The sequence below is a fragment of the Streptomyces sp. NPDC020422 genome (assembly GCF_044386705.1).
In the GTDB taxonomy this organism is placed as follows: domain Bacteria; phylum Actinomycetota; class Actinomycetes; order Streptomycetales; family Streptomycetaceae; genus Streptomyces.
Genome location: NZ_JBIRVJ010000002.1, coordinates 361,131 through 385,395, shown reverse-complemented (window position 1 = coordinate 385,395; position 24,265 = coordinate 361,131). Strand labels below are relative to the sequence as shown.

23 protein-coding genes and 2 tRNA genes are annotated in these 24,265 nt (G+C 70.6%); 15 read left to right on the top strand and 10 right to left on the bottom strand.

Annotated elements, in window-relative coordinates; genetic code table 11:
* Nucleotides 1–15 precede the first annotated feature (15 nt).
* Together ACH414_RS05830 and ACH414_RS05825 are read left to right on the top strand one after the other, a co-directional pair.
* Entirely contained in the window at nucleotides 16–483 is a 468-nt protein-coding gene (locus ACH414_RS05830; protein WP_382535201.1) for an NUDIX hydrolase, read from the top strand.
* Nucleotides 484–580: 97 nt separating this feature from the next.
* Nucleotides 581–1,735 (top strand): serine hydrolase domain-containing protein, encoded by a 1,155-nt coding sequence (locus ACH414_RS05825; protein WP_382535198.1) that lies wholly within the window; start codon nucleotides 581–583, stop codon nucleotides 1,733–1,735.
* A gap of 6 nt (nucleotides 1,736–1,741) precedes the next feature.
* On the opposite strand, the gene ACH414_RS05820 is transcribed toward ACH414_RS05825, so the two are convergent.
* Both ACH414_RS05820 and pepN read right to left on the bottom strand, forming a co-directional pair.
* Nucleotides 1,742–2,572, bottom strand: coding sequence for a hypothetical protein (locus ACH414_RS05820; protein ID WP_398940863.1), 831 nt, complete (start codon nucleotides 2,570–2,572; stop codon nucleotides 1,742–1,744).
* Nucleotides 2,573–2,787: 215 nt separating this feature from the next.
* Nucleotides 2,788–5,346: an aminopeptidase N gene (pepN, locus tag ACH414_RS05815; protein WP_382535194.1), complete on the bottom strand. Its 2,559-nt coding sequence runs from the start codon at nucleotides 5,344–5,346 to the stop codon at nucleotides 2,788–2,790.
* Nucleotides 5,347–5,490: 144 nt separating this feature from the next.
* On the opposite strand from pepN, the gene ACH414_RS05810 reads away from it, so the two are divergent.
* Entirely contained in the window at nucleotides 5,491–6,126 is a 636-nt protein-coding gene (locus ACH414_RS05810; protein WP_386564289.1) for a DsbA family protein, read from the top strand.
* Between the two features lie 141 nt (nucleotides 6,127–6,267).
* Here the strand turns inward: ACH414_RS05810 and ACH414_RS05805 are convergent, their stop codons facing one another.
* The 3 genes from ACH414_RS05805 to ACH414_RS05795 form a co-directional block, all read right to left on the bottom strand.
* Entirely contained in the window at nucleotides 6,268–6,915 is a 648-nt protein-coding gene (locus ACH414_RS05805) for a superoxide dismutase (protein ID WP_382535188.1), read from the bottom strand.
* A gap of 184 nt (nucleotides 6,916–7,099) precedes the next feature.
* Complete coding sequence (locus ACH414_RS05800) at nucleotides 7,100–8,542, bottom strand: amino acid permease (RefSeq protein ID WP_398940861.1); 1,443 nt, start codon at nucleotides 8,540–8,542, stop codon at nucleotides 7,100–7,102.
* 117 nt (nucleotides 8,543–8,659) lie between these two features.
* Complete coding sequence (locus ACH414_RS05795; RefSeq protein ID WP_398940860.1) at nucleotides 8,660–10,075, bottom strand: amino acid permease; 1,416 nt, start codon at nucleotides 10,073–10,075, stop codon at nucleotides 8,660–8,662.
* 254 nt (nucleotides 10,076–10,329) lie between these two features.
* Between ACH414_RS05795 and ACH414_RS05790 the strand changes: the two genes are divergently transcribed.
* The gene (locus ACH414_RS05790; protein WP_382535179.1) at nucleotides 10,330–10,923 is read left to right on the top strand and encodes a biotin transporter BioY; all 594 of its coding nucleotides are present in this window, start codon (nucleotides 10,330–10,332) and stop codon (nucleotides 10,921–10,923) included.
* A 64-nt stretch (nucleotides 10,924–10,987) separates the two neighbouring features.
* Here the strand turns inward: ACH414_RS05790 and ACH414_RS05785 are convergent, their stop codons facing one another.
* Complete coding sequence (locus ACH414_RS05785) at nucleotides 10,988–12,445, bottom strand: amino acid permease (protein WP_382535176.1); 1,458 nt, start codon at nucleotides 12,443–12,445, stop codon at nucleotides 10,988–10,990.
* A gap of 184 nt (nucleotides 12,446–12,629) precedes the next feature.
* Here ACH414_RS05785 and ACH414_RS05780 point away from each other — a divergent pair, with 184 nt between their 5' ends.
* The gene (locus ACH414_RS05780; protein WP_382535174.1) at nucleotides 12,630–13,121 is read left to right on the top strand and encodes a ribose-5-phosphate isomerase; all 492 of its coding nucleotides are present in this window, start codon (nucleotides 12,630–12,632) and stop codon (nucleotides 13,119–13,121) included.
* 9 nt (nucleotides 13,122–13,130) lie between these two features.
* The gene (locus ACH414_RS05775; RefSeq protein ID WP_398940857.1) at nucleotides 13,131–13,952 is read left to right on the top strand and encodes an Fpg/Nei family DNA glycosylase; all 822 of its coding nucleotides are present in this window, start codon (nucleotides 13,131–13,133) and stop codon (nucleotides 13,950–13,952) included.
* A 40-nt stretch (nucleotides 13,953–13,992) separates the two neighbouring features.
* Here the strand turns inward: ACH414_RS05775 and ACH414_RS05770 are convergent, their stop codons facing one another.
* Nucleotides 13,993–15,222, bottom strand: coding sequence for a GNAT family N-acetyltransferase (locus tag ACH414_RS05770; protein WP_398940855.1), 1,230 nt, complete (start codon nucleotides 15,220–15,222; stop codon nucleotides 13,993–13,995).
* A gap of 107 nt (nucleotides 15,223–15,329) precedes the next feature.
* Between ACH414_RS05770 and ACH414_RS05765 the strand changes: the two genes are divergently transcribed.
* From ACH414_RS05765 to ACH414_RS05755, 3 genes are all read left to right on the top strand, one after another.
* Nucleotides 15,330–16,475, top strand: coding sequence for a PP2C family protein-serine/threonine phosphatase (locus ACH414_RS05765; protein WP_382535166.1), 1,146 nt, complete (start codon nucleotides 15,330–15,332; stop codon nucleotides 16,473–16,475).
* Between the two features lie 44 nt (nucleotides 16,476–16,519).
* Nucleotides 16,520–16,972 (top strand): HD domain-containing protein, encoded by a 453-nt coding sequence (locus ACH414_RS05760; RefSeq protein WP_382535163.1) that lies wholly within the window; start codon nucleotides 16,520–16,522, stop codon nucleotides 16,970–16,972.
* A 168-nt stretch (nucleotides 16,973–17,140) separates the two neighbouring features.
* Nucleotides 17,141–17,335, top strand: coding sequence for a hypothetical protein (locus ACH414_RS05755; RefSeq protein WP_382535160.1), 195 nt, complete (start codon nucleotides 17,141–17,143; stop codon nucleotides 17,333–17,335).
* Between the two features lie 23 nt (nucleotides 17,336–17,358).
* Here ACH414_RS05755 and ACH414_RS05750 read toward each other — a convergent pair whose 3' ends face one another.
* Together ACH414_RS05750 and ACH414_RS05745 are read right to left on the bottom strand one after the other, a co-directional pair.
* Nucleotides 17,359–17,763 (bottom strand): amphi-Trp domain-containing protein, encoded by a 405-nt coding sequence (locus ACH414_RS05750; protein WP_386564263.1) that lies wholly within the window; start codon nucleotides 17,761–17,763, stop codon nucleotides 17,359–17,361.
* A gap of 99 nt (nucleotides 17,764–17,862) precedes the next feature.
* Nucleotides 17,863–17,936: transfer RNA gene (locus tag ACH414_RS05745), tRNA-Gly, on the bottom strand.
* Between the two features lie 132 nt (nucleotides 17,937–18,068).
* Here ACH414_RS05745 and ACH414_RS05740 point away from each other — a divergent pair.
* The 6 genes from ACH414_RS05740 to ACH414_RS05715 all read left to right on the top strand — a co-directional run bounded on the left by ACH414_RS05740 (nucleotide 18,069) and on the right by ACH414_RS05715 (nucleotide 23,163).
* Nucleotides 18,069–18,145, top strand: a tRNA-Pro gene (locus tag ACH414_RS05740).
* 146 nt (nucleotides 18,146–18,291) lie between these two features.
* On the top strand, nucleotides 18,292–19,671 hold the full coding sequence (gene tig / locus ACH414_RS05735; protein WP_382535154.1) for a trigger factor: 1,380 nt from the start codon (nucleotides 18,292–18,294) through the stop codon (nucleotides 19,669–19,671).
* 259 nt (nucleotides 19,672–19,930) lie between these two features.
* Complete coding sequence (locus ACH414_RS05730) at nucleotides 19,931–20,548, top strand: ATP-dependent Clp protease proteolytic subunit (protein ID WP_189975218.1); 618 nt, start codon at nucleotides 19,931–19,933, stop codon at nucleotides 20,546–20,548.
* A gap of 62 nt (nucleotides 20,549–20,610) precedes the next feature.
* Nucleotides 20,611–21,273 (top strand): ATP-dependent Clp protease proteolytic subunit, encoded by a 663-nt coding sequence (locus ACH414_RS05725; RefSeq protein WP_189801817.1) that lies wholly within the window; start codon nucleotides 20,611–20,613, stop codon nucleotides 21,271–21,273.
* Nucleotides 21,274–21,429: 156 nt separating this feature from the next.
* Entirely contained in the window at nucleotides 21,430–22,713 is a 1,284-nt protein-coding gene (gene clpX, locus ACH414_RS05720; protein ID WP_128980430.1) for an ATP-dependent Clp protease ATP-binding subunit ClpX, read from the top strand.
* Between the two features lie 177 nt (nucleotides 22,714–22,890).
* Nucleotides 22,891–23,163, top strand: coding sequence for a hypothetical protein (locus ACH414_RS05715; protein WP_398940851.1), 273 nt, complete (start codon nucleotides 22,891–22,893; stop codon nucleotides 23,161–23,163).
* Between the two features lie 63 nt (nucleotides 23,164–23,226).
* Here the strand turns inward: ACH414_RS05715 and ACH414_RS05710 are convergent, their stop codons facing one another.
* Complete coding sequence (locus tag ACH414_RS05710; RefSeq protein WP_382535147.1) at nucleotides 23,227–24,195, bottom strand: hypothetical protein; 969 nt, start codon at nucleotides 24,193–24,195, stop codon at nucleotides 23,227–23,229.
* Nucleotides 24,196–24,265 lie beyond the last annotated feature (70 nt).

The window sequence follows — 24,265 nt, the reverse complement described above, 5'->3', positions numbered from 1 at the left end:
CACTAACCTCCCTTCATGAAGACCGAGTTGCGGGTGGCGGCCTACGCCGTGTGCGTGCGGGACGGGGAGATACTCCTGGCCCGGTGGGTGGACCGGGCCGGGGTGAAGCGGTGGACGCTGCCCGGGGGCGGGATGGACCACGGCGAGCTGCCCGTGCAGACCGTCGTGCGGGAGGTCGAGGAGGAGACCGGGTACGCCGCCGAGCCCACCGTGCTGCTCGGGATCGACTCCATCCGGCGCGACTGGGCGCCCCGCCTCGGCAGGGCCGGTGACTGGCAGGGGCTGCGGATCATCTACGAGGCGCGGGTCGTCGGGGGCGAGCTGCGGAACGAGCAGGGGGGCAGCACCGACCTGGCCGCCTGGCATCCGCTGGAGGCCGTGGCCTCGCTCGCCCGGGTCGAGCTCGTCGACATCGGGCTCCAGCTCTGGCGCGACCGGCCGCCGCTGGGGCATTCGCCGCTCTCCGATCCGGCGAACGGCTGAAAACGGCTCAACCGTGCCGGAGTGGCTCAACCCCCCGTCCGTGCGGCGCGGTCCACTCCCGTGACCGAAGCAGTACGCACGTCAGGGGAGCCCGCACATGTCAGCCGCACGCACCGCCCGTACCGTCCTGGCCGCCGCCCTCGTGGCCGGCCTCGCCGCCGGCGCACTCGCCGCACCCGCCGTCGCCGCCGCGCCGCCGAAGTCCCCGCACGCCGCCACCCAGCAGGCGCTCGACGCGGCGGTGGCCGCCGGGGTGCCCGGGGCCGTCGCCCAGGCCAGGGACGGACGGGACCGGTGGACCGGCACCGCCGGCGAGCGCCGGGGGAACGACCGGTTCAGGGTCGGCTCCATCACCAAGACCTTCACCGCGACCGTCCTGCTCCAGCTCCAGGCCGAGGGGCGGATCGACCTCGACGACCCGGTGGAGAAGTGGCTGCCGGGGCTCGTCACCGGACACGGTCACGACGGGCGCAGGATCAGCGTCCGGCAGCTGCTCAACCACACCAGCGGCATCTACAGCTACACCAACGACCCGGCCTTCCAGGAGCGGGTGTTCGGCCCCGGGTTCCTTCAGCACCGCTACGACACCTGGACCCCCGAGCAGCTCGTCGCCGTCGCGATGGCCCACGAGCCGGAGTTCGAGCCCGGCACCGACTGGAACTACTCCAACACCAACTTCGTGCTCGCCGGGATGGTGATCGAGAAGGTCACCGGCCGCCCGTACGACAAGGTGGTCGAGAAGCGGATCATCAAGCCGCTCGGGCTGCGCGCCACCTCCGTCCCCGGCACCGACTCCCGGATGCCGAGGCCGCACTCCGGCGCGTACTCGAAGCTCTCCCGCGACACGACCGGGCCGACCTACGACGTGACCGAGCTGAACCCGAGCATCGCGGGGGCGGCGGGGGAGATGATCTCCGACGCCAACGATCTGCAGACCTTCTACCGCGCCCTGCTCAAGGGCCGGCTGCTCCCGGCGGCCGAGATGAAGGAGCTGACGGACACCGTCCAGGTCGCCCCCGACATGCCCGAGCTGCGCTACGGCCTCGGGATCTTCGCCCAGAAGCTCAGCTGCGGCAAGGAGGTGTGGGGCCACGGCGGCGGCATCCACGGTTCCAGTTCCCAGGCCATCGTCACCCGGGACGGCGAGCACTCCCTCGCCGGCAACCTCAACGCCGACTGGACGGGCGACAGCCAGTCGCTGATCGAGGCCGAGTTCTGCGGCACCGTCCCGAAGGGGCGGCCCGCGAAGTAAGGGGGTTCAGCGGGGGAGCACGACCACGTAGGCGGCCGGCTGGCGGTCCGACGCGGCCATCAGGGCCGTACGGACCACGGACGCCTGCTGGTCCATCGCCTCGCGGAGCTTGCGCGGGGTGATGTGGACGACGGTGATGCCGAGCCGCTCCAGGTGCTCGCGCTTGCGCGTGTACTCGGACCACAGCGCGTCGTCGTCCTGCCGCGGCGCCCGGGTGTCCAGCTCCACGGCGACCGCCTGGTCCGGCCAGTAGGCGTCCAGGCCGCCGAGGTGCGGGCCGCCCGGCAGTCGCAGGTCCACGTTCCACAGCGGGTCCGGCAGCGCGAACTCGCGCACCATCGCGTAGAGCCGGTCCTCGGCGAGCGAGCGCCCCTCGGCGAGCAGCGCGTCCACCGCGTCCACCACATGGGGGCGGTTGAGCAGCCGGGCCCGGTTCAACTCCCTTACCACCGCGGCGGGTTCGCAGTGCCCGCCGCTCACGGCCTCGGTGAGCAGCCGGCGCACCACGCTCGGGTCGGTCAGCGCGGAGACGGCGTCGGCGAGCGCGCGGGGGACCGGGGCGACGGGGAAGGAGTCGATCTCGACCGGCCGCGGCGGCTCGGCGGAGCGCACCACCCGGACGTGACCGGTGGAGCGCAGCCGCCGGGTGCGCGGGACCAGGACGTCGACCCGGTCGATCATCCCGGCCGGCGGGGCGGAGGCGAAGCCGTGCAGGGTGAGCGCGGCGAGGCCGGTGAGCATCGCCTCGGAGCGGGCGAAGCGCAGCGCCTCCCGGAACCGGTCGTCGCCGGTGCGGGGGAGGGACGGGAGGGGGGCCTTGGGGGTGTTGTGGTTCATGCCGACGGTCTTCCGCCGGACGGGCCGCTCCTAACCGCTGTTACGAACCGGTGGCCAATCCGGGACAACTCCGCACTAAAGTACGCGCGTTCGAGTGCCGATGAACAGCGGCCCCCGCACCGGGCCCTCGGCGCGGGCCCCCGGCACCGGGCCCTCGCACAGCGCACGGCGGCCCCCGGCGGACGCACCGCCGGGGGCCGCCGTACGCAGAGTGCCTACGCGCGCCCGTCGCACTCCTGCGCGCGCAGCGCCCGCGCCAGGTCGTCGCGCGACTCCAGGACCAGCCGGCGCAGCGCCGGCGCGGCCGAGGCGTGCGCGGCGAGCCACTCGTCCGTCGCCGCGAGGGTCTCCGCGCGGTCCTGGAGCGCCGGGAAGAGACCCCGCACCACGTCCATGCCGATCTGGATGGAGCGCTCCGCCCAGATCCGCTCGATCACCGCGAAGTACTTCTCCGCGTACGGGGCGATCAGCTCACGCTGCGAGGACTGCGCGAAGCCCGAGATCGTCGCCTCCACCAGCGCGTTGGACAGCGTGTCCGACTCGACGACCTGCGCCCAGCCCTGCGCCTTGACCGCGGCCGAGGGCCGCGAGGCCAGGCAGCGCACCTGGTGCCGCTTGCCGGTCGCCGTGTCGTCCCGGGCCAGCTCCTCGTCGATCCGGGCCTCGTCCGCGCGGCCGTGCGCGGTGAGCGGGGCGAGCAGGCTCCAGCGCAGCTCCTGGTCGATCTCCAGGCCGTCGATGGAGGCGCTGCCGTCGAGCAGGCCCTCCAGGAGCTGGAAGTCGGCGTCGGAGGAGGCCACCGAGGCGAAGAAGCGCGCCCAGGTCAGCTGGTGCTCGCTGGCCGGCTCGGCCAGCCGCAGCTCGCGCAGCCCGCCCTCGGCGAGCAGCCGCCCGCCCTCGGGGCGCCAGTCCTGCGCCGCGTAGTGGGTGACGGCCGTCTGGGCCTGGGCGTGCACCATCTGGAGCACGCCGATGTCGGACTCGCGGCCGGCGAAGTCGAGCGCGATCCGGACGAAGTCACGGGCCGGCATCAGGCCGTCGCGGGTCAGGTTCCACAGCGCCGACCAGCACAGGGCGCGGGCCAGCGGGTCGGTGATGTCGCCGAGGTGGGCGCGCAGGGTCTCCAGCGAGCGCTCGTCGAAGCGGACCTTGCAGTAGGTGAGGTCGTCGTCGTTGACGAGGACCAGGTCCGGCTTCTCGGCACCGGCGAGCTCCGCCACGACGGTGGAGGCGCCCGTGATGTCGGCCTCGGCGCGCGCGTACCGCACGAGCTCCCCGCCCACGAGGCGGTAGAGGCCGACGGCGGCGCGGTGCGGGCGCAGTTCGTCGCCCTCCTGGAGGACGGCGAGCTCGGTGATCCGGCCCTCGGCGTCGTAGGTGACGGCAGGGGTGAGGGTGTTGACGCCGGAGGTCTGCAGCCAGGACTTGGCCCAGGCCTTCAGGTCGCGCCCGGAGGTCTCCTCCAGGGCGGCCAGCAGGTCCGCGAGGCGCGTGTTGCCGTAGGCGTGGCGCTTGAAGTAGCGGCGGGCGCCCTCCAGGAAGGCCTCCCGGCCCGCGTACGCGACGAGCTGCTTGAGGACCGAGGCGCCCTTGGCGTAGGTGATGCCGTCGAAGTTGAGCTTGGCGGCCTCCAGGTCACGGATGTCGGCCGTGATCGGGTGCGTGGACGGCAGCTGGTCGGCGCGGTACGCCCAGGCCTTGCGGTTGTTGGCGAAGGTCACCCAGCTGTTGGTGAAGCGGGTCGCCTCGGTCAGCGAGAACGCGCCCATGAAGTCCGCGAAGGACTCCTTCAGCCACAGGTCGTCCCACCACACCATGGTGACCAGGTCGCCGAACCACATGTGGGCCATCTCGTGGAGGATCACGTTGGCCCGGCGCTCGTACGCCGCCTGCGTCACCTTGCCGCGGTAGATGTACTCCTCGCGGAAGGTCACCATGCCCGGGTTCTCCATCGCGCCGAGGTTGTACTCGGGGACGAAGGCCTGGTCGTACTTCCCGAAGGGGTACGGGAAGTCGAAGTTGTCGTGGAAGAAGTCGAGGCCCTGCTTGGTGACGAGGAAGACGTCGTCCACGTCGAAGTGCTTCGCCAGCCCCTTGCGGCACATCGCGCCCAGCGGGATCTCCAGCTCGGTGCCGTCCTCGAACACGCGCTTGTAGCTGTCGGTGACGTAGTGGTACGGGCCGGCCACGACACAGGTGATGTACGTGGAGATCAGCGCGGTCTCGGCGAACCGCCACACCCCGTCGGCGTCCTGCTCGCCCGCCCCGTTGGACCACACCGTCCAGCCCTCGGGCGCGAGCACCGAGAAGCGGAACCGGGACTTGAGGTCGGGCTGCTCGAACGTGGCGAAGACCCGGCGGGCGTCGGCCGGCTCGTACTGCGTGTAGAGGTAGACCTCGCCGTCCTCGGGGTCGACGAAGCGGTGCATGCCCTCGCCGCTGCGGCTGTAGGCGCACCGGGCGTCGACCACGAGCTCGTTCTCGTCGGCGAGGCCGTCGAGCGTGATCCGCGCCCCGTCGAAGACGACCGCCGGGTCGAGCGCGCGGCCGTTGAGGGTGACCGCGTCGACCGCGGGGGCGATCAGGTCGACGAAGGTGGAGTCGCCCGTGCCCGTGCGGCGGAAGCGGATCGTCGTCACGGAGCGGAAGGTGCGGGCGCCCTCCTCGGCCTCGCCGACCGCCGACCGCAGGTCGAGGTGGACCTCGTACCCGTCGACGGACAGCAGCTCCGCCCGCTCGTGGGCCTCGTCGCGGGACAGGTTCTCACCGGGCACGGTCACTCCTTCGTGGCTCGTTCGAAACAGCACCGATCCTCCCATGTGCCACTGACGCCCGAAACCAGGGCAAGGGCCGGGGAATGACCCGACGGCCGACGCTGTTGCCCCCAGGCGCACCCGTTCGAGCTTCCGAGGAGAGACATGTCCGAGAACAGGACCACCGCAGAGTTCTTCTTCGACCCGCTGTGCCCGTGGGCCTGGATGACCTCCCGCTGGATGCTGGAGGTGGAGAAGGTGCGCCCGGTCGACGTGCAGTGGAAGGTCATGAGCCTGGCGGTCCTCAACGAGAACCGTCTCGACGAGGTGCCGGCGGAGTACCGCGAGATGCTGGAGACCAAGGCCTGGGGCCCGGTGCGCGTGGTGATCGCCGCCCAGCAGCTGCACGGCGACGAGGTCGTCGGCAAGCTCTACACGGCGCTCGGCACCCGCTTCCACAACGAGGGCGAGGGCCCGACCCGGGAGGCGATCGTCGGCGCCCTGACCGATGTCGGTCTGCCGGAGTCGCTGGCGGACTTCGCCGACCAGGACACCTACGACACCGAGCTGCGCGCCTCCCACAAGGAGGGCATCGAGAAGGTCGGCCAGGACGTCGGCACCCCGGTGATCGCGGTTCCCGGCCCGGACGGCGACGAGGTCGCCTTCTTCGGCCCGGTCGTCACCCCGACCCCGCGCGGCGAGGCCGCCGCCCGGCTGTGGGACGGCACGCTGCTGGTCGCCTCGACGCCCGGCTTCTACGAGATCAAGCGCACGCGCACGGCGGCGCCGAGCTTCGAGTAGCCGCAGGGCCCCTCGGCGACCTCGCAGAAGAACCCCCGTGACTCACGTCGTCACGGGGGTTCTTCCTCATTCCGCCCGCACGTGAAGGGTGAGAAGACGATCACGAGCAGGACGAACCGGGGGGCCGGAAAGCCGGGGGTGTCAGAAGGAGATCAGCGGGACGCTCGCCCGGGCGGCCTGGTAGCGCTTGTTCACGTCCTGCCAGTTGACGACCTGCCACATGGCCTCGATGAAGTCGACCTTCTGGTTCTTGTACTGCAGGTAGAAGGCGTGCTCCCAGGCGTCGAAGACGAGGACCGGGATCGAGCCCTGGCCGACGTTGCCCTGGTGGTCGTAGACCTGCTCGACGATCAGCCGCCCGCTGACCGGCTCGTAGGCGAGGACGCCCCAGCCGGAGCCCTGGGTGGTCGCGGCGGCCTTGGTGAGCTGGGCCTTGAACCCGGCGAAGGAGCCGAAGGACTCGGTGATCGCGTCGGCGAGCTCGCCGACCCCGTCGGCGGCCAGCGGCTCTCCGCCGGCCTCGCCGCCCTTCGGGCTCGCCATGTTGTTCCAGTAGATGGAGTGCAGGATGTGGCCGGAGAGATGGAAGGCCAGGTTCTTCTCCAGCCCGTTGACCGCTCCCCAGGCGTTCTTGTCCCGTGCCTCCGCCAGCTGCTCCAGGGTGTCGTTCGCGCCCTTGACGTAGGCGGCGTGGTGCTTGTCGTGGTGCAGCTCGATGATCTGCGGGTCGATCACCGGCTCCAGCGCCGCGTAGTCGTACGGAAGTTCAGGAAGCGTGTAGATCGCCATGAGGAACCCTCCCACTGCTTATTGCACATCCTATGCAAGTGCAGGCTAGCAGTAAGAACTTTGCGACTGCGCTACCCCGCCCCCGCCGTCGCGGGGAAAACGCGGCGCCCCGCCGAGCGAGGGTGCTCGGCGGGGCGCCGTGGGGCCGCGGGTGGGGCAGGGGCGGGGCAGGGGTGGGGAAGGGTCAGGCGTCCTCGGTCGCGGGAGACGCCGCGCCCGCGCGCGTCTTCTGCCGGACCAGGCCGATCACGGCGAGGACCAGGGTCATGGCGCCCGTCGCGTACAGCTGCACGCGCGTGTCCTCCTCGCGGGCCATCAGGAAGAAGATCACCGCCATGCCGGCGAGGGCGACATAGGTGAGGCCCGGGTAGAGCCACATCCGCACCACCAGCTTCTCGGGCGCCTCGCGCTCCAGGCGGCGGCGCAGCACCAGCTGCGAGGCCGCGATGAAGATCCAGACGACCAGGATCACGCCGCCGATCATGTTGAGCAGCCACGGGAAGATCGTCTCGGGCGACCAGTAGTTGAGGCCGACGCAGACGAAGCCGAAGAAGCAGGAGGCGAGCACGGCCGGGCGCGGCACCCCGCCGGAGACCCTGCCGAGCGCCTTCGGGCCGAGGCCGCGGTGGACCAGCGAGAAGGCGATGCGCGAGGAGCCGTAGATGTTGGCGTTCATCGCGGAGAGCAGGGCGATCAGGACGACCACGTTCATGATCTGGCCGGCGCCGGGGATGCCCAGGTGGTCGAGGGCGGCGACGTACGGGCCCTTCTCGGTGATGGCCTTGTCGTCCCACGGGATGAGGGTGACGACGACGGCCATCGAGCCGATGTAGAAGAGCGAGACGCGCCACATCGCGGTGCGCACGGCCGTGGCGACGCCCTTGACGGGGTTGTCGGACTCGGCGGCCGCGATGGTGACGGTCTCCATGCCGCCGTACGAGAACACCGAGGCGAGCAGGCCGATGACCAGGCCCTCGCTGCCGTTCGGCAGGAAGCCGCCCGCGCCGAACAGGTTGGCGGTGCCGGGGGCGTCGGTGTGGGGCAGGACGCCCAGGATGGCGAGCACGCCGAGGCCGAGGAAGAGGGTGATCGCGCCGACCTTCAGGGCGGCGAACCAGAACTCGAACTCGCCGAAGTTCTTCACGGCCGCCAGGTTGGTGCCGCAGAAGACCAGCATGAAGAGCGCGACCCAGGCCCACTCGGGCGTGCCGGGCAGCCAGCCGGTGACGATCTTCGCCGCGCCGATGCCCTCCAGGCCGACGGCGACGCTGAGCAGCACCCAGAACGCCCAGCCGGAGGCGAAGCCGGCCCAGGAGCCGAAGGCCCGCTCGGCGTGCGAGGAGAAGGAGCCGGAGGACGGGTACGCGGCCGACATCTCGCCCAGCATGCGCATCACCAGCATGACGAGCAGACCGGAGAGCGTGTACGCGAGGACGATCGACGGACCGGCGGCGGCGATGCCGGCGCCGGAGCCGACGAAGAGTCCGGCGCCGATGACGCCGCCGAGGGCGATCATCGACAGGTGGCGCTGCTTGAGGCCGTGCGAGAGGCCGCCGACGGGCGCGGTCGCATCGCCGGCGGCGCCGTCCTTGCGGTCGGCCGGCGCGGGCGCTGGAGTCCGAGACATGAGCGAGCCCTGTTCACTAGCTGAGACGGGGAGGGTGGCCCACAGTCTGTGGGTCCGCACCGCTCACAGGGAACGGATGTCCGCTATACGGGCACGACCTTCACACAAGGTGAAGAATTACTTCCGCTTCGTGCGCATCTCGCGTCCCCACGCCACCAGCAGGACCAGCGCCGTCGCCCCGCTCGACCACAGCACCTGCGGCCGCGCCCCCTCGTCGGTCAGCATCAGCACCAGCACCGCGGCCATCGCCGCGAGTGCCGTCCAGGTCAGCCACGGGAAGCCCCACATCCGCAGCGACAGCGTCTCGGGCGCCTCCCGCTCGATCCGGCGGCGCAGCCGCAGCTGCGAGACCGCGATCAGCGCCCAGACGAAGAGCAGCACCGCGCCGACCGAGTTGAGCATGTAGAGGAAGACGGAATCCGGCCACTTCAGATTGAGCAGTACGGAGACGAAGCCGAAGGCCACCGAGGCCAGCACCGCCCGCCGCGGCACCCCTCCGCCCGAGACCCGCAGCAGCCCCTTCGGCGCCTCCCCGCGCTCGGCCAGCGAGAACACCATCCGGGAGGAGCCGTACAGATTGGCGTTGAGCGCCGAGAGCAGCGCCACGAACACCACCACGTTCATGATCTGCCCGGCCCCCGGCACCCCGATCGAGTCCAGGACCGCCACGTACGGCGACTCGCCCGGCTCGATCGCGGTCCACGGCAGCAGGGTCACGATCACCAGCATCGACCCCACGTAGAAGAAGAGGATGCGCCACACCGCGCTGCGCACCGCCCGCGCCACGTTGCGCGCCGGGTCGTCCGACTCGGCGGCCGCGATGGTCACGACCTCCAGGCCGCCGAAGGCGAAGACGACCGCGAGGACGCCCGAGACCACCCCCGACCAGCCGTTCGGCAGGAAACCGCCCTGCCCCGTCAGGTTCGTCAGACCCACCGGGTCCGTGTCGGGCAGCCAGCCGAACACCGCGAGCGTCCCGAGCACCAGGAACAGCACGATCGCGCCGACCTTCAGCGCGGCGAACCAGAACTCGAACTCGCCGAAGTTCTTCACCGCCGCCAGGTTGGTGGCCGTGAAGACCACCATGAAGACCAGCACCCAGCCCCACTGCGGCACCCCCGGCACCCAGCCGTGCGCGATCCGGGCCGCGCCCGTCGCCTCCACGGCGAGCACGACCACCAGCAGGAACCAGTACAGCCAGCCCACCGAGAAGCCCGCCCAGCGCCCCAGCGCCCGCTCCGCGTGCACCGAGAAGGCGCCCGAGGCCGGCATCGCCGCCGACATCTCGCCCAGCATCCGCATGACCAGCATCGCGAGCGTGCCCGCGATCAGATACGACACGACGATGCCGGGACCCGCGACCGCGATGCCCGCGCCGGAGCCCACGAAGAGCCCCGCGCCGATCACCCCGCCGAGCCCCAGCATCGTGAGGTGACGCTGCTTCAGTCCGTGGGAGAGGGGCTCCGGTTCGGGAGCGAGGGGCTCGGCGCCGGGGGCGGCGGCCCCCGGTCCCGAGGCGGGGGAGTCGTGCATGAGGGGGCTCGCGCTCTCAGAGGGTTTATGGAGACCCCACAGTCTCTCCGTTCGGAGTCCCTTGGCGCAAAAGGGACCTCATGGCACGAGTGGTCAGTGACAAGCGTCACGTGGCGCGCGGCATGATCCGGTGGGTTTGTCTGATCTCCACGAAGGGCTCGACCTCCCCTTTGTGGGCGGCTGACGGTGATCGGTCGTTCACTCCTGGATTACGGTCGAGCCGTCCCCTGCCGTCCTCACCCCGCGGAGTACCGATGAGCACCGCCGCCGCCCCCGTCCGTTCCCTGCGCTCCGGGACGGTCCTCGCCGACCTCATCCCGTCCACCCGCGCCCGCGACGTCGCGCTCGTCGTCGGCGGCGCCGCGCTGACGGGCCTCGCCGCCCAGCTCTCCGTCCCGGTCCCGGGCTCCCCGGTCCCGGTCTCCGGCCAGACCTTCGCCGCCCTGCTCGTGGGCACCGCCCTCGGCGCCCGCCGCGGCTTCCTCTCCCTCGGCCTGTACGCCGTCGCCGGCATGGCGGGCATGCCCTGGTTCGCCGAGGCGAGCTCCGGCTGGTCCATGCCGTCCTTCGGCTACATCCTCGGCATGCTGCTCGCCGCGACCGTCGTCGGCGCCCTCGCCCGGCGCGGCGCCGACCGCTCGGTCCTGAAGACGGCGGGCGCGATGGCGCTGGGCTCCGCGATCATCTACGCGGTGGGCGTGCCGTACCTGGCCCTGGCCACCGGCATGACCTTCGGCCAGGCCGTCGCCGCCGGCCTCGTCCCGTTCCTGATCGGCGACGCGCTCAAGGCCGCCCTCGCGATGGGCGCGCTGCCGGCCGCCTGGAAGCTCGTCGGCCGCAAGGGCTGACACCCCCGTACGCACGAGAGGAGGCCCCGCCGGTCCGGCGGGGCCTCCTCTCGTGCGTTCAGGCTCAGACGTTCTCGAGCTCCGGCTCGGCGCGCTTGCCGACCCGCTCCTTGACCAGCGCGATCGCCAGCACCAGCGCGGCCACCAGCAGCGAGAGCACGACCTGCTCACGGTTGCTGCCGCCGTCGTAGACCATGTAGCCGAGGACGGCGACGATCATGGCGATGGTCGCCCAGGTCAGGTACGGGAAGAGCCACATCCTCACGATCAGCTTCTCGGGCGTCTCGCGCAGGATGATCCCGCGCATCCGCAGCTGGGTCACGCAGATGACCAGCCAGACGAAGAGGGCGACGGCGCCGGAGGAGTTCAGCAGGAAGGCGAAGACGGTGTCGGGCCACTTGTAGTTGAAGAAGACCGCGACGAAGCCGAAGACCACGGAGGACAGGATCGCCGCCTGCGGCACGCCCCGCTTGTTGGTCCTCGCGAAGGCCTTGGGCGCGTCACCGCGCTGGCCGAGCGAGAAGGCCATCCGGGAGGCGGTGTAGAGGCCCGAGTTCAGACAGGACAGCACGGCGGTCAGGACGATCACGTTCATGATCTGGCCGGCGTGCGCGATGCCGATGGAGTCGAGGGCGGCGACGTACGAGCCCTTCTCGACGATCGACTTGTCGTTCCACGGCAGCAGGGTCAGGACGATGAAGATCGAGCCCAGGTAGAAGACGCCGATCCGCCAGATCACGCTGTTGGTGGCCTTGGTGACGGCCTTCTGCGGGTCCTCGGACTCGCCGGCGGCCAGGGTGACGATCTCGCTGCCCATGAAGGAGAAGACGACCATCAGCACACCCGTGAGGACCGCGCCCGCGCCCATCGGGAAGAAGCCGCCGGTGTCGGTGAGGTGCGCGAAGCCCGCGCCCGGGTTGTCGGAGCCCGGCAGCACGCCGAAGACCGCGAGCAGGCCGATGACGACGAAGATCGAGATGGCGACGACCTTGATGCCGGCGAACCAGAACTCGAACTCGCCGTAGGAGGCGACGGAGCCGAGGTTGGTCGCGGTGAGCACCACCATCACGATGAGCGCCCAGCCCCACTGCGGGACGGCCGGGATCCAGCCTTCGAGGATCTTGGCGCCGGCGGTCGCCTCGACCGCGAGCACGACGACCCAGAAGAACCAGTACAGCCAGCCGATGGTGAAACCGGCCCAGCGGCCCAGCGCCCGGTCCGCGTAGGCGGAGAAGGAGCCGGAGGAGGGGCGGGCCGCGGCCATCTCGCCGAGCATCCGCATCACGAAGACGACCATCGCGCCCACCAGGGCGTAGGACAGCAGGATGGCCGGGCCGGCCGCGGCGATGCCGGAACCGGAGCCGACGAAGAGACCGGCACCGATCACACCGCCGATGGCGATCATGGAGAGGTGGCGGTTCTTGAGACCTGCCTTGAGGCCGTTCGAACCGTCGGACTGCTGCGAATCACCGGTGGTTCCGGTGTTCCCGCCTTCCTTCGCCAGGGTCGGCTGCGTGTTCATGAACGCTTCCTTCGGTGTGGGGGACTGCTCGGGTCGCGAGCTGGAGACATGTAACCCGGAGACCCATGAGTACGGAAGAGCTGATTCCGTATCGTGATTCAGGACATAAGGTCCGGACCAGACGGGACCAAGGTCCCGACCCCGCTGACGGCTACCCCGTCCCCGCCGTGCCACACTCGGAACCATGCGCGTCTACCTCGGCTCCGACCATGCCGGCTACGAACTCAAGAACCACCTCGTCGAGTGGCTGAAGGCCCATGGCCACGAGCCCGTCGACTGCGGCCCCCACATCTACGACGCCCAGGACGACTACCCGCCGTTCTGCCTGCGCGCCGCGGAGAAGACGGCCGCGGACGCGGACAGCCTCGGCATCGTGATCGGCGGCTCCGGCAACGGCGAGCAGATCGCCGCGAACAAGGTCAAGGGGGTGCGCGCCGCCCTCGCCTGGAGCGAGCAGACCGCCGCCCTCGGCCGCGAGCACAACAACGCCAACGTGATCTCCATCGGCGGCCGCATGCACACCCAGGAAGAGGCGACCAAGTTCGTCGAGATCTTCCTGAGCACCCCGTACTCGGGCGAGGAGCGCCACACCCGCCGCATCGAGATGCTCTCCCGGTACGAGACGACCGGCGAGCTCCCCGAGATCCCGGCCCACCACCCCCAGAACGAGGCCTGATCAGCGCCCATGCCTGAAGGGCACACGATCCACCGGCTGGCCGCCGACTACCGGGAACGGTTCGGCGGCCGGCCCGTGCGCGCCTCCAGCCCGCAGGGCAAGTTCGCCGACTCCGCGGCGCTGCTCGACGGCACGGTCCTCACCACCACCGAGGCCCACGGCAAGCACCTCTTCCTGGGCTTCCCCGGCGAGGAGTGGGTCCACATCCACCTGGGCCTCTTCGGCAAGGTGAACTTCGGGGACATCGGCGCGGACGCGCCCGCCCCGCCCGCGACCGACACCGTCCGGCTGCGCCTGGCCAACCCCGAGTCGTACGTCGACCTGCGCGGCCCGACCACCTGCGCGCTCGTCACGGACGCCGAGAAGCAGGCGATACACGAGCGCCTCGGCCCCGACCCGCTGCGCGCGGACGACACCCCCGAGAAGGCCTGGCGCCGGATCTCGAAGTCCCGCACCGCGATCGCCGCGCTCCTCATGGACCAGAAGATCATCGCGGGCGTCGGCAACGTCTACCGTGCCGAGGTCCTCTTCCGGCACGGCATCGACCCGTACCGGGCCGGCCGGGACCTGACCCCGGGGGAGTGGACCGCGATCTGGCGGGACCTGGTGCTCCTGATGCGCGAGGGCGTCCGCCTGAACCGCATCGACACCGTCCGCCCCGAACACACCCCCGAGGCGATGGGCCGCCCGCCCCGCGTCGACGACCACGGCGGCGAGGTCTACGTCTACCGCCGCGCGAACCTGCCGTGCCACGTCTGCGACACGGAGATCCGCACGGCGGAGCTGGCGAACCGCAACCTCTTCTGGTGCCCGACCTGCCAGGCCCGCTGACGCGAGCCGAGCCGGCTGCCCGTCGACCGTCCCCCCGGTCCTAGAACCCGTGCGGCAACCACGGCGCGACCGGAGACCCGAACGCGACGGACGCCTCGGCCAACGCCCCGGCCCGCAGCTCCCGCACCCGTCCCGCCGCGGCGAGCGACACCAGCGAGTTCCCGCCGAGATAGACGGCGCCCAACTCCCTTACGGACAGCGCCAGGTCAGGCGCGTCTTCGGTACGGACGCAGCTCGCCCCCTTCGCGTCGCCGCTCAGCCGCCACCGCCCCGTGTTCCACGGGCAGAACGCGTCCTCGACCTCGAACACCACGTCCACCGGCGCCTGGTACGTCCTCGCCTCCAGCGCCGCGCCCACGTCCACGAGCCGCACGTACAGCCCGTCCCGCAGGGTCAGCTCGCAGCGGCGCAGATCGCTCACCAGGTGCTGCCACGCGTCGTCCGCCGGGCGGTCGTGGATCCGTACCCGGGACGTCAGGTCCACCGCACACAGAAACCGCCACAGCGCCGCCTCCGCCGCCGGGTCGAGCCCCGCCAGCTGGTGCAGGACCACCGAGCCGTCGGAGCCGTTGAACGACCACTCGGGCTTGATCGCGTACCGCGCGTACCCCACGACCTCCCCGCCCCGCTCCGCGAGGACGCACTGCCGCGGCGAGGCGCCCTCCCGGTCGCCCGGCGGGTCGAGCAGCGCGAGCCGCTCCCAGCCCGGCCGCCGCTCCAGCATCCCGGGCCGCCCCGGCACGAGGCGCGCGTACACCGCCTCGCACGCGTCCAGCGCCTCGGCCGGGGACGCGTACCGCAGCGCCACCTCGTCCGTGCCCTCCGGCACCGTCAGCCGGACCCGGGTCGTGTCGATCGTCGCCCGCGCCGAGTACGCCGCCACCGCGTAGCCGAACCGCCCGTAGATCTCCGGCTCCGAGGCCGTGAGCACGGCCACCGGCTCGCCCCACGCCCGCACGTCGTCCAGCTGCCGCCGCATCATCGAGGTGAGGATCCCGCGCCGCCGGTGCGTCCCGGCCACGCCCACCATCGTCACGCCCGCCGCCGGGACCGCGGCCCCGCCCGGCACGGTCAGCCGGAACGTGAACGCCCCCGCCGTACCGACGCAGCGGTCCCCCTCCCAGGCCCCGATGGACCGCTCGGGCTCGGTCAGGTCCTTCCAGAGCTTGCGCTCCTCGTCCGACTCCGGCACCCCGCCGAACGCGAGCTCCAGCACCCCGTACCAGTCGTCCCATTCGGTCGCGTCGAGAACCCGCAGTTCAGTCGTCATATGCCATCGATATCAGCGTCCCGCCGCCCGAGGCGACCCGATTTCGAATGCAATGTCACCTGGGTCCCCCTGCACGAGCTCCGGTCGGGTGGATAGGGTCCAGGCCAATGGGACGTCGCGGCGGAGTGGACTCGTACGCGGCCCGGATGCGCAAGCGCGCCCACCGGGCCCGCATCGCGCTGCGCCGATCCGGGGTCGACTACTTCCGCGGCGACGGCTCCGACTGGATCGCCCTCGCCGGGCTCCTGCTCACCATCCCCGCCATCACCTGCGGCACCCTCCTCGACCCCGTCTGGTGCTCGCCCGTCGCCCTCGCCCTGCCGATCGTCGCCGGCGGGCTGCTGCTGCGCCCCGCCAGCCTGCTCGGCCTGTACGCGGCCGCAGCCGGCGCGCTCATCGTCGAGTCGCTGGTCCTCGGCCCGTACACCCAGGGGCCCGCCAGGGTCACCCCCGGCACCGTCCTGGTGGTCGCCGCCTGCGGCCTCTTCGGACTGCTCATCGCCCAGTTCCGGGCCCGGGTCGGCGTGCCCTGGCGGCGCGGCGGCACCATGCTCTTCGACCTGCGCGAACGCATCCGGGTGCAGAGCGCCCTGCCCCGGCTCCCCCAGGGCTGGCACCGCGAGATGGCGCTGCGCCCCGCCGGCGGCCAGTCCTTCTCCGGCGACTTCGTGGTCGCCGCCCGCACCAACGGCGGCCGCACCCTGGAGGTCCTGCTCACCGACGTCTCCGGCAAGGGCATGGACGCGGGCTCCCGCGCCCTGCTGCTCTCCGGCGCCTTCGGCGGCCTCCTCGGCTCGCTGCCCCCGCACGGCTTCCTGCCCGCCGCCAACGCCTATCTGCTGCGCCAGGACTGGGACGAGGGCTTCGCCACCTCCATCCACCTCGTCCTCGACCTGGAGTCCGGCGACTACGAGCTGCTCTCCGCCGGCCATCTGCCCGCCCTCCAGCTGCACGCGGGCAGCGGCCGCTGGGAGGAGAAGGCCGCCGAAGGCCCCCTCCTCGGCGTCTACGACGGCGCCGAGTTCCACCCGGTCAAGGGCTCCCTGCGCCCCGGTGACGTCCTCATGCTGTTCACCGACGGCCTCGTCGAGTCCGCCGACCGGGACATCGCCGAGGGCATGGACCGCCTCACCGGCGAGGCCGACCGCTATGTCACCGCCGGTTTCGAGGGCGCGGCCTGGCACCTGATCGAGGCCTGCGCGAAGGACGTCAACGACGACCGCGCGCTGCTGCTCATCAGCCGCACCGGCTGACCCGGCCGCCGGGGGCGGGGCGGCCGCGGCCCTACGCTGACCCCATGACCGGCACCCCGTACCTCACCCTGCCCGAGATCGAGACCCTCGCCGTCGCCGCCCACGCGGGCCGGACCGACAAGGCGGGCCGCCCCTACGCGGAGCACCTGCGGGCGGTCGCCGAGGGGGTGCGGGCGCGGGGCGGCGACGAGCGGCAGATCGCGGCGGCCTGGCTGCACGACGCCGTCGAGGACGCTGCCCTTTCCGCCGAGTGGCTGGCGGGGGCGGCCCTGCCGCAGGAGGTCAAGGACATGGTGCTGGCGCTCACCAGGCGCCCGGGCGAGGAGCCGGAGTCCTACACGGGGCGGATTCTGGCCACGCCGGGCGCCCTGCTGGTCAAGGAGGCCGACCTCGCCCACAACGCGGATCCGGACCGCCTCGCCGTCCTCGACCCGGCGACCCGGGACCGGCTGACCGCCAAGTACGCCCGGGTACGGGCCCTGCTCGGTCTGACCTGACGGAAATGATCAGGACGAATTACGTCACGTTGGCCGGAATTCGACGGCGACGATTCGTCACCCGCCCTCAGTGGGCAGGTAGTTGGTGGCACGATAGATGCGGCGGGGGTGTTCTGTGACGTGCGCTCCCGGGCGGCAAGGTGGGACCGACCGAGGGTGTGATCAGTTGTGGCCATTTCACTGTCTGTGGTGCTGCTGTTGGCGATCATCCTGGTGGTGCTGATCCGTGGCGGAAACCTGAAGGCCGGCCCGGCCGTCGTCGCGGTCCTCTTCGGCTTCTTCCTCGCCTCCACGGGCATGGCCGACGACATCCAGCGCTTCCTGGACTCGATAACGACGACGGTCAGCTCCATCAAGTTCTGACACGTTCCGATCGCCCGCGCGCCCTACTTCGCGGCGGCGCGCTTCGCCGTCCTTGCCGCCGCGGTCTTGCGCCCGCGCGCGGGCCTGGTGGCGGGCTTCGGCTCGGCTTTCGAGCCGGGCCTGGCGGCGGGCTTCGAGTCGGATTCCGGCTCGGGCTCCGCCTCCTGCCGGCGCTCGGGCTCGGGCGCCGGCTTGCGGGCCCTGCCCGTCGCCCACTTGAGCTCGATCTCCAGCTCGATCTCCCCGTCGCCGACCTCGAACTCCACCTCGCTCCGGAGCTCGTCCGGGATCCGCAGGCTCAGCGTCCCCGCCCCCAGCTCCAGCTCGGCCTCCCCGCCCTTCCTGAGCGCGGCGGCGAGCGCCTCCAGCTGTTCGGCGGCCTCGGCACGGGACAGCGAGCGCTTCTGCTCGAACTTCAGATCACTCATGGACCCATTCTTCTGCCGCGCACCCGACCCGGCATCCGCAGACGCCCGCGGGAACGGCTCAGGCCCCTCCGGACGCTGTCCGGAGGGGCCTGAGCCATGTGGAGCGGGCGACGGGAATCGAACCCGCGTAGCTAGTTTGGAAGACTAGGGCTCTACCATTGAGCTACGCCCGCACAGGGTGCGCCGTAGGCCATCGGCCTCCGGCACGGACGCCATCGTAGCGGGTCCGCGGAGTGCGCTGCACACCCCTGGAAAACAGGGGGCGTCGTACCGTCCCCGTCCATGTACCCTACGTGTCGCACCGACGGGGTGTGGCGCAGCTTGGTAGCGCGTCCGCTTTGGGAGCGGAAGGCCGTGGGTTCAAATCCCGCCACCCCGACCAGCCAAGATCACATTGTGGGGCGCCAGTCGCTTGCGGTTACTATGCAAGCTGCGTGCCCGTGTGTCTCTCTGACCGGGCCGATCGGCCGGAACCGCCTTCAGGCGGCACCGGTGAAACCAGGAATCAGCCACCAAGGAGACCGAACCGTGAAGAGCGCCGTGGAGACCCTGAACCCGACCCGGGTTCGGCTCACTGTCGAGGTGCCCTTCGAGGAGCTCAAGGACAGCCTCGACGCGGCGTACAAGAAGATCAACCAGCAGGTCACGGTCAAGGGCTTCCGCAAGGGCAAGATCCCGGCTCGCGTGATCGACCAGCGGTTCGGCCGTGGTGCGGTGCTGGAGGAGGCGGTCAACGACGCGCTCCCGAAGTTCTACACCGAGGCCGTCAACGAGGCCGAGGTCAACCCGCTGGGTCAGCCCGAGGTCGACATCACCGAGCTGAAGGACGGCGAGCTGCTGGCCTTCACCGCCGAGGTCGACGTCCGCCCGACCATCGAGATCCCGGACTTCTCCGGCATCGAGGTCGAGGTCGACGCCATCGAGGTCACCGACGAGGACATCGAGAAGTCCGTGGAGCAGCTCCGCGAGCGCTTCGCGTCCACCAACCCGGTCGAGCGCGCCGCGGCCGAGGGTGACGTCGTCACCATCGACCTCGAGGCCAAGGTCGACGGCGAGGTCCTGCCCGACGGTGTCGCCAGCGGTGTCTCGTACACCATCGGCTCCGGCGAGCTGCTCGACGGCATCGACGAGGCCGTCACCGGCCTCGAGGCCGGCGGCGAGGCCACCTTCACCTCGCAGCTGAAGGGCGGCTCCGCCGAGGGCAAGGACGCCGAGGTCACCGTCAAGGTCACCGCCGTCGCCGCCCGTGAGCTCCCCGAGCTGGACGACGAGTTCGCGCAGCTCGCCTCCGAGTTCGACACCCTCGACGAGCTCAAGGCCGACAGCCGCAAGCGCCTCGAGAACATGAAGCAGTTCGACCAGGCCACCCAGGCCCAGGAGCGCGTGCTCGAGAAGCTCCTGGAGCTCGCGGAGATCCCCGTTCCCGAGAAGCTGCTCGAGGACGAGGTCAACACCCGCAAGCACAACCTGGAGCACCACCAGCTCGGCCAGATGGGCCTGACGCTGGAGAAGTACCTGGAGTTCCAGGGCAAGACGGTCGAGGAGTTCGAGGCCGAGACCAAGGACCAGGCCGTCAAGGGCATCAAGACCCAGTTCATCCTCGACGAGCTGGTCAACAAGGAGAAGCTGAACGTGGACCAGGAGGAGCTCACCGAGCACCTCATGCGCCGCGCCGCCTCCTCCGGCATGTCCCCCGACCAGTTCGCCCAGGCCGTCGTCCAGGGCGGCCAGGTGCCGATGCTGGTCGGCGAGGTCGCCCGCGGCAAGGCGCTCGCGCTGGTCGTCGAGGCCGCCAAGGTCGTCGACACCAACGGCGTCGAGGTCGACCTGTCCGACGAGGACGAGGAGCAGGCCACCGAGACGGTCGAGGCCGCCACCGGCGAGGCCGAGGTCTCCGAGGAGAAGTAGGTCTCCCCGGTGACGCGAGAGGCCCGCGCCTCGCGCTGAACCCCGCGCCACGGGCCCGGACGCACTGCTGTGCGCCGGGCCCGTGGACGTACCGTGACCCGTTTATGCGCCCCCAACTACCTTGCGCTCCCAGCGAACAGTTCGGGAACCGGGATGGCGTTGTCCCACCTGCGCGTTAGGGTCCATGAATACGAGGGCAATGCCCTCAGAACGAGACGCTGAGACGGCCCGGTGCCGTCGGAGACGAGCAGGTGGATACGTGACGAATCTGAAGCCTTACGCCGCGGGTGAGCCGTCCATCGGTGGTGGCCTCGGCGACCATGTCTACAACCGGCTGCTCGGCGAGCGCATCATCTTCCTCGGCCAGCAGGTCGACGACGACATCGCCAACAAGATCACCGCCCAGATGCTCCTCCTGGCCGCCGACCCGGAGAAGGACATCTACCTGTACATCAACAGCCCCGGTGGCTCCGTGACGGCCGGCATGGCCGTCTACGACACCATGCAGTACATCCCCAACGACGTCGTGACCATCGGTATGGGCATGGCGGCCTCGATGGGCCAGTTCCTGCTCACCGGCGGCACCCCCGGCAAGCGCTTCGCGCTGCCGAACACCGACATCCTGATGCACCAGGGCTCCGCCGGCATCGGTGGCACGGCCTCCGACATCAAGATCCAGGCCGAGTACCTTCTCCGTACGAAGAAGCGCATGGCCGAGATCACCGCGCACCACTCCGGCCAGACCGTCGAGGCGATCATCCGCGACGGCGACCGCGACCGCTGGTTCACCGCGGAGGAGGCCAAGGAGTACGGCCTCATCGACGACATCATCACGCACGCCGCGGGTGTTCCGGGCGGCGGCGGCACGGGCGCCTGAGCGCCGGCCCGCCCACGAGCCCAAGACCTCCGCCGAACGCCACCAGGACGGTGAACACCCAGATGCAGAACAACCTCTCCCCGAGCGGCCTCTACACCGGCGCGCCGATGGACAACCGCTACGTCGTGCCGCGCTTCGTCGAGCGCACCTCGCAGGGCGTGCGCGAGTACGACCCGTACGCGAAGCTGTTCGAGGAGCGCGTGATCTTCCTCGGCGTGCAGATCGACGACGCCTCCGCCAACGACGTCATGGCCCAGCTGCTGTGCCTGGAGTCGATGGACCCGGACCGCGACATCTCGATCTACATCAACAGCCCGGGCGGCTCCTTCACCGCCCTCACGGCCATCTACGACACGATGCAGTTCGTGAAGCCCGACATCCAGACGGTCTGCATGGGCCAGGCGGCCTCCGCCGCGGCCGTGCTGCTCGCCGCCGGCACCCCCGGCAAGCGGATGGCCCTGCCGAACGCCCGCGTGCTGATCCACCAGCCCTCCGGCGGCACCGGCCGTGAGCAGCTCTCCGACCTGGAGATCGCGGCCAACGAGATCCTGCGCATGCGCAGCCAGCTGGAGGAGATGCTGGCCAAGCACTCCTCGACGCCGATCGAGAAGATCCGCGACGACATCGAGCGCGACAAGATCCTGACCGCCGAGGACGCCCTCGCGTACGGCCTGATCGACCAGATCGTCTCCACCCGCAAGAGCACGGCCGCCGCGGCAGCCTGACGCTCGACCTTCCCTCGCCGCGGTCGGCATGGCCGAATGTCGTCCATGCCAACCGCGCCAAGGGGGGCCCGAACAAGGGGCCCGGCAAGGTACCGTCGAATATGAGGCACCAGGAGTCGCTGAACCAAGCACTCCCAGGCGAAGGGGAAGCACCTCGTGGCACGCATCGGTGATGGCGGCGACCTGCTCAAGTGCTCGTTCTGCGGAAAGAGCCAGAAGCAGGTGAAGAAGCTCATCGCGGGACCCGGTGTGTACATCTGCGACGAGTGCATCGACCTCTGCAACGAGATCATCGAAGAGGAACTCGCGGAGACGAGCGAGGTGCGTTGGGAGGAGCTTCCCAAGCCCCGCGAGATCTACGAGTTCCTGGAGGGGTACGTCGTCGGCCAGGAGCCGGCGAAGAAGGCCCTCTCCGTCGCGGTGTACAACCACTACAAGCGCGTCCAGGCCGGCGAGAACGGCGGCGCGCAGGGCCGGGACGACGCCATCGAGCTGGCGAAGTCCAACATCCTGCTGCTCGGCCCGACCGGCTCCGGCAAGACGCTCCTGGCCCAGACACTGGCCCGGATGCTCAACGTCCCGTTCGCCATCGCCGACGCGACGGCGCTGACGGAGGCCGGGTACGTGGGCGAGGACGTCGAGAACATCCTGCTCAAGCTGATCCAGGCGGCCGACTACGACGTCAAGAAGGCCGAGACCGGGATCATCTACATCGACGAGATCGACAAGGTCGCCCGTAAGAGCGAAAATCCGTCGATCACGCGCGACGTCTCCGGCGAGGGCGTGCAGCAGGCCCTGCTGAAGATCCTGGAGGGCACCACGGCCTCCGTCCCGCCGCAGGGCGGACGGAAGCACCCGCACCAGGAGTTCATCCAGATCGACACGACGAACGTGCTCTTCATCGTGGGCGGCGCCTTCGCCGGCCTGGAGAAGATCATCGAGTCGAGGGCGGGCGCCAAGGGCATCGGCTTCGGGGCGACCATCCGCTCCAAGCGCGAGATCGAGGCGAGCGACCAGTTCCAGGAGGTCATGCCGGAGGACCTGGTGAAGTTCGGGATGATCCCGGAGTTCATCGGCCGTCTCCCCGTCATCACCTCGGTCCACAACCTGGACCGCGAAGCCCTCCTGAAGATCCTCGTCGAGCCGCGGAACGCGCTGGTCAAGCAGTACCAGCGCCTCTTCGAACTCGACGGCGTGGAGCTGGACTTCGACCGCCCGGCCCTGGAGGCCATCGCCGACCAGGCCATCCTCCGCGGCACCGGCGCGCGCGGTCTGCGCGCCATCATGGAGGAGGTCCTCCAGTCGGTGATGTACGAGGTCCCGTCCCGCAAGGACGTGGCCCGCGTGGTCATCACCGCCGACGTGGTCCGCGACAACGTCAACCCGACGCTGGTCCCGCGGATCGTGAAGAACGACGGCAGGCACGAGAAGTCCGCGTAGCGCGTCGGTCCGACGATGAAGGCGCCCGATCGACAGATCGGGCGCCTTCGTCTTTCCGGTCGAATGCGCGCATAAATGAGACAAGTCGCCTGCATTTCGGGCACCTTGGCGTTGTTCGTGATCTTGTACCCCTCGTAGGGGTTGACCGCCCTGCGCAACCGAAGGGGAGGCAAGGCCATGAAGATCAGGCGCATGATGACGGCGCTGTGCATCACCGCCGCCGGCGTCGTTCCGGTCGCCACGGCGACGACGGCGCAGGCCGATCAGGTGGGATGCGTGAACTACGTGCAGAGCAAGGGGTACACGGTCGGCCCGAAGGTGCGGGCCGCGTGTGATCACAGGGCCTGGCGGACCTGGGCGGGGACCGTGCCCAACGCCGCCTGCCTTGGCGGCCTGGGGGCGATCGGAGTCGCCGCGGGCGTTGCGCAGACCGCCTGTCTCAGGGCTTGATGCCCGCACGACCGGGGCCCCGCAGATCCGTGACGGTTCTGCGGGGCCCCGGCTTCTCCCGCGTCACGCCTTGGTGCGCGAGGCCTTGTACTGCTGGGCCGTCACCTCGGCCACCTGGTCCAGGGTGAGGCCCTGGCCGCCGGTCATCATCGTCGAGAGGTCGATGACGTTCACGACGCCCAGCGTGCTGTAGTCGGCCCAAGCGCACGTGGGCACCTGGAACGACTTCGGCCCGGGCGTGCTCTCCGTTCCGGTGTTCTCGAGCTTGAGGTACTGGCACTTCATCAGCGCGCCCTCGAAGCCGGCCGGAGTCTTGCTCTCCGGGCTGCCGACCGGGGTCACCTTGACGTCGTCGGCCTTGCCGGTCTCGTCCTTCTCGTAGTTCGCGAACGCGACATCCAGCGCCTTCGCCGGGTCGGCGATGTCGCCCCACATCCCGTTCAGGCTCATGCTCTTGCCCTTGAGCGGGTCGGTGGAGTCACCCGCCTTGTAAGAGGCGGCGACCGCGTGGGGGTTCTTGATCCCCATCGCGTCGGCGCTGGTCTTCTGCTTGTCGGTCAGGTCGCCGGTCTTGTCGGCGCCTTCCTTCTTGTACTCGCCGACCGTCGCCGCCGGGGCGATCTTGAAGCCCTTGGTGGAATCGGAGACGGCGCTGTTCCCGGCGCCACCCCCGCCGATCACGAAGTACGCCCCCACGGCCAGCGCCGCGACCACCGCGACGCCGCCGATGATCCAGCCGGCCTTGCTCTTCTTCGGGGCCGGCGGCGGGGGCGGGTAGCCGCCCGGGCCCTGGGGGGCGCCGTACTGCGGGTGCTGTCCGTACGGGCCGGGCTGCTGGCCCTGCTGCGGGTAACCGTACGGCTGCTGCGGCGGGACGCCCTGCGGCGCCTGCTGCGGGTAGCCGTAGCCGGGCTGCGGCTGGCCGCCGTACGGGGGCTGCTGCGGCGGCTGGCCGTACGGGCCAGGCTGCTGGCCGTACGGCCCGGGCTGCTGGGGCTGGCCGCCGTACGGGCCCGGCTGGTTGTAGCTCATGGACAGGTTCCCCTCACAAGATGTTTATGTCTGGCGAACATCCTGTCGGAAGCCCCGCCCGGCCGGGGCG